Origin of the sequence: Tenacibaculum sp. MEBiC06402, assembly GCF_049239625.1 — a bacterium.
GTDB lineage: Bacteria > Bacteroidota > Bacteroidia > Flavobacteriales > Flavobacteriaceae > Polaribacter.
This window is the reverse complement of the sequence record NZ_JBMKKT010000060.1, coordinates 1-3335: the sequence shown is the minus strand read 5'-3', so window position 1 is coordinate 3335 and position 3335 is coordinate 1. Positions and strand designations below refer to the sequence as shown.

4 protein-coding genes are annotated in these 3335 nt (G+C 32.1%); all 4 read right to left on the bottom strand.

Annotated features, from left to right (window positions below):
• Positions 1 to 88 precede the first annotated feature (88 nt).
• Positions 89 to 502 carry a hypothetical protein gene (locus ACOSP6_RS00550; protein WP_422092882.1) on the bottom strand — a complete coding sequence of 138 codons (414 nt, stop codon included), beginning with the start codon at positions 500 to 502 and terminating at the stop codon, positions 89 to 91.
• A gap of 155 nt (positions 503 to 657) precedes the next feature.
• A complete protein-coding gene (locus ACOSP6_RS00545; RefSeq protein ID WP_422092881.1) occupies positions 658 to 1917 on the bottom strand; it encodes a DUF6161 domain-containing protein in 1260 nt (419 codons plus the stop codon).
• 167 nt (positions 1918 to 2084) lie between these two features.
• Positions 2085 to 2567 (bottom strand): contact-dependent growth inhibition system immunity protein, encoded by a 483-nt coding sequence (locus ACOSP6_RS00540; protein ID WP_422092349.1) that lies wholly within the window; start codon positions 2565 to 2567, stop codon positions 2085 to 2087.
• Positions 2568 to 2673: 106 nt separating this feature from the next.
• Entirely contained in the window at positions 2674 to 3204 is a 531-nt protein-coding gene (locus tag ACOSP6_RS00535; protein ID WP_422095680.1) for a hypothetical protein, read from the bottom strand.
• Between the last annotated feature and the right edge of the window lie 131 nt (positions 3205 to 3335).

Below are 3335 nucleotides of genomic sequence, written 5' to 3'. Positions count from 1 at the left end.
GTTAGTAATTACCGAGTGGATTCAGACGAAGTCGAATCCGCCGTAATTACGGTTATACATTGTTGTATACAGTGCTTTTTTCAGTTTACTAAGTTATTTCTTTCGTTTTGATGTATTCGTAATTGTCTCCACCTAAATAGTTTATTGTTCCTAAATAAACGGGAAAAGTCAGAATCGAATTAATTTGTTTAGCTGTTTCTTCTATTATATTGTCCGACGGTTCTTTTGAGTCAAACATTAGCATTATTGTGATTGGTTCTTTTAAATTTTCAGCTTGTTGTTCAGCGCTTCCATCTTCATAATTATTCAAATAAGAATGTTTCCTAGATATGTTAAATTCAAAGGAAGAATCTATTGATTGGGCTTCAATCCATTCATAAACATTCTCATAATCATAATAATATTCTCCAATTATTTTTTCATTATGAAGTTCCGTTGCTATATCTTCAAGATGTTTTTCCGAGTAAAACCAAAGTTTGTAATTTTTCCTTTTAGATTTCATTGGCGCGCATTGTATACAACGGGCTCGTATATGAAAAGTAGGCGATTTCGAAGTACAAAACTTTCGGTTAAGCTGGAAGTTTGATACGAGCCAAAAACCTTGAATTTATTACTGTTTCGCCTATTTTTTATATACATTGTTACCTGCTGGCTTTTTTATTTACTCATAAATTTTCCAACAAAATCATTAGGCATTGTTGGTGCGGAATCATCTTTTAAAAGTCCTGTTTCAGCACGACTAAATAATGCTTGCATAATAAGCTGTTTATCTTCTTTATCTACTGTAGATTCCTTTAACAGTGATAAATAAAAATAAGTTAGTGTATGTCTCTCTTCACAGTCGCGAGCCAAATGAAATGAGCTAAACATAACTTTAGTAACTGCTCTAATTGCGAAAGCCATAAATGAAATAAAAGTAACGTAAATTATAGACCACCTTATTGCAGCACTTTTATCTCCATCAAAAAATGACTCATAAATTTGTTCTGGTGTTGTCCAAAGGAGTTTACCTAATGAAAATACTACAATCAAAACAAGAACTACTAAAACTGTTAATGCAATCCAACCTTGTTCTTTTAGTTTTTTAGCTCTTTCTGACCAATATTTTGCCGGTTCTTCGAGCTTTAATTTCTCTTTATAAGTGTTTTCAAGTTCCTCTAAACGCTTGTCTGATTTTGTGCTGAAACTCTCAAACTCTCCCTTGGTATTTATAAACCAGTCTGAATACGTTTTTTCTTTATCTTCTTTAAATTCATCTAAAGCTTTGGAGTATTCTTCATATTTTTCTGTGCTGTTTTTTAAATGCTCGACTAATTCACTTTCTAATTTTGGCAGGCTATTTTCAAAATTTGCTCGAAGTTTGGAAAGTGATGATTTTTCTTTGTTTCTTCTCTCTGTAATTGCTGTTGAATCTTTTAATGTAAATTCATACGCCAATAAGTATCCGTTGAAATTGTCTTTAACGTTTATATTTTGGTTTAAATTACCAGTCAAATAAGTATACGCTCCAATGAAAGATTCAGAATGGTTTTTATAGACTTCAATCAAAAATTCGGTTTCAGGGCAATTATAAGTGAAATTTGTGCCTGTGTTATTTTGGATTTGATTTTTAGGGTTTCTGAAGTAGCTTTCTAAATTAGATTCATTTTCTTGTGAGCCGTACGAATCGATAAAGCTAATCAATTGGTTTTCTATAGATTCAAAATGTTTTTTTGATGCAAGAAGTTCGTTGGGTAAATTTTCAGTCAATTTATCCCAACCATTGATTTGTTGATTTACAAACTTGTGTAAATGTCCGAATCCCTTAAATTCATAACTCAAATTTAGATGTGTATACCTCAAATTAAATTCAACAGAGTTGAACCAATCGGTATTTACGGTTTGAGATAATTTTTTTCTAAATTCAGTTTGCGTCATAATTTTTCAGCTTGCAGGTAACGTATTTGCGTATGATTTTTTGCAGGAAAAAGACGCGAGTCATTTTCCGATGTTGCGGAAAGATAATTAAAAAGATTGAATTTCCGGTGAGGTCCCGAAGCTTCGGGACAGCCGCAATTAATTATACACCTTGTTGGCAAATCGTTTTAGTTTATTTTTTTAAATTCTTCATATGCTTCAAACCAACCAGCTTTTATGTTCTCCGTGGTTTGAAAAGATTTTAATAATTCTGTGTTTCGCTCAAATAGTTTACAAACTTGATTCCATTTCTGAATATCATTTCTCCAAAAGTTTGATTCTGTAGTCAATAAAGATTTCAACAGGTCTCCTTCATAAAAATCTCCTTCAGCTAGTATGTCTTTTTCCAAAATATCTAAAGTCATTGGAACTAAGTAAAGCAGCGCTATATTCTGACCGATTAAAATTCTTAAATCTTCAATTTCAAAGTCTATTAACTGTTTTTTTCTAAGTTTATGACAAGTTTTTACTAAGTAGCTATTAAACTCTGGTTCTTTCCAATAGTCATTTTCAAGAAATTCAATTGTTTTAAATTTCCAATTGTCATCCAGATTTTGTGATCTCTTAGATTTACTTTTTCCAACCAATTTATTTCGTTTAATGTTTGCCAACGTATTTGTGTATGATTTTTTGCGGGAAAAGGACGCGAGTCGTTTTCCGCTGTTTCGGAAAGATAATTAATAAGATTGAATTTTCGCAGAGGAAATTCAGCCGCAATTAATTATACACCTTGTTACCCAACGTTTTTATATCATCTTCTATTATTTCCATCACTTTCAAAAACTTCCATTTATAGCCATCATCAATTCCATAAGAACTGAATTTCTTAACAGCCCAGTCAAAAACGGTAATTCCCTGACCTGTTTCTGGGTTGATAACAATTGAATGAAAGTATGGATATGAATAAAGCCATTTAAATTTTCCAGTTTGAACGAATAAATCTCCAAGCGCTAATCCAAATTCACATACGGTCACTAAATATCCATTTTCGAAATCTTTTGGATCACTTATTTTGATGAGTTCCTTTACTTCCTTTTTGCCGAATGCTTTGTCAACTGAATCTATTACGTCCAAATTCAGTTCTTTAAATTCTTTGAAGTTTTGAAAGTCTCTTTGATAGGACTCCCTCATTTTTTCAAAAATATCTTTTGTGTCCTTCAGACCTTCTTCGGTTAGATACTGAATTCGGTCAATGTCCAGAGTTTTGTCTTCGTACCCAGATATTACATACATGTCTGGACGAGTCATTTTAGGTCTCTCGTCCTCTGGATACCAAGGGCTGAGAAACTTCTCAAATAATTTATCACAATGTGGAAGTTTATTCCAAATCATAGTTTGTTTTCAATGTTGGGTAACGTATTTGTGTATGATTTTTTGCG

What these genes read in the sequence shown, in the direction of transcription:
- ACOSP6_RS00550 (WP_422092882.1), bottom strand. Translation starts at nt 502, where the DNA reads ATGAAATCTAAAAGGAAAAATTACAAACTTTGGTTTTACTCGGAAAAA.
- ACOSP6_RS00535 (WP_422095680.1), bottom strand. Translation starts at nt 3,204, where the DNA reads ATGACTCGTCCAGACATGTATGTAATATCTGGGTACGAAGACAAAACT.
- ACOSP6_RS00545 (WP_422092881.1), bottom strand. Translation starts at nt 1,917, where the DNA reads ATGACGCAAACTGAATTTAGAAAAAAATTATCTCAAACCGTAAATACC.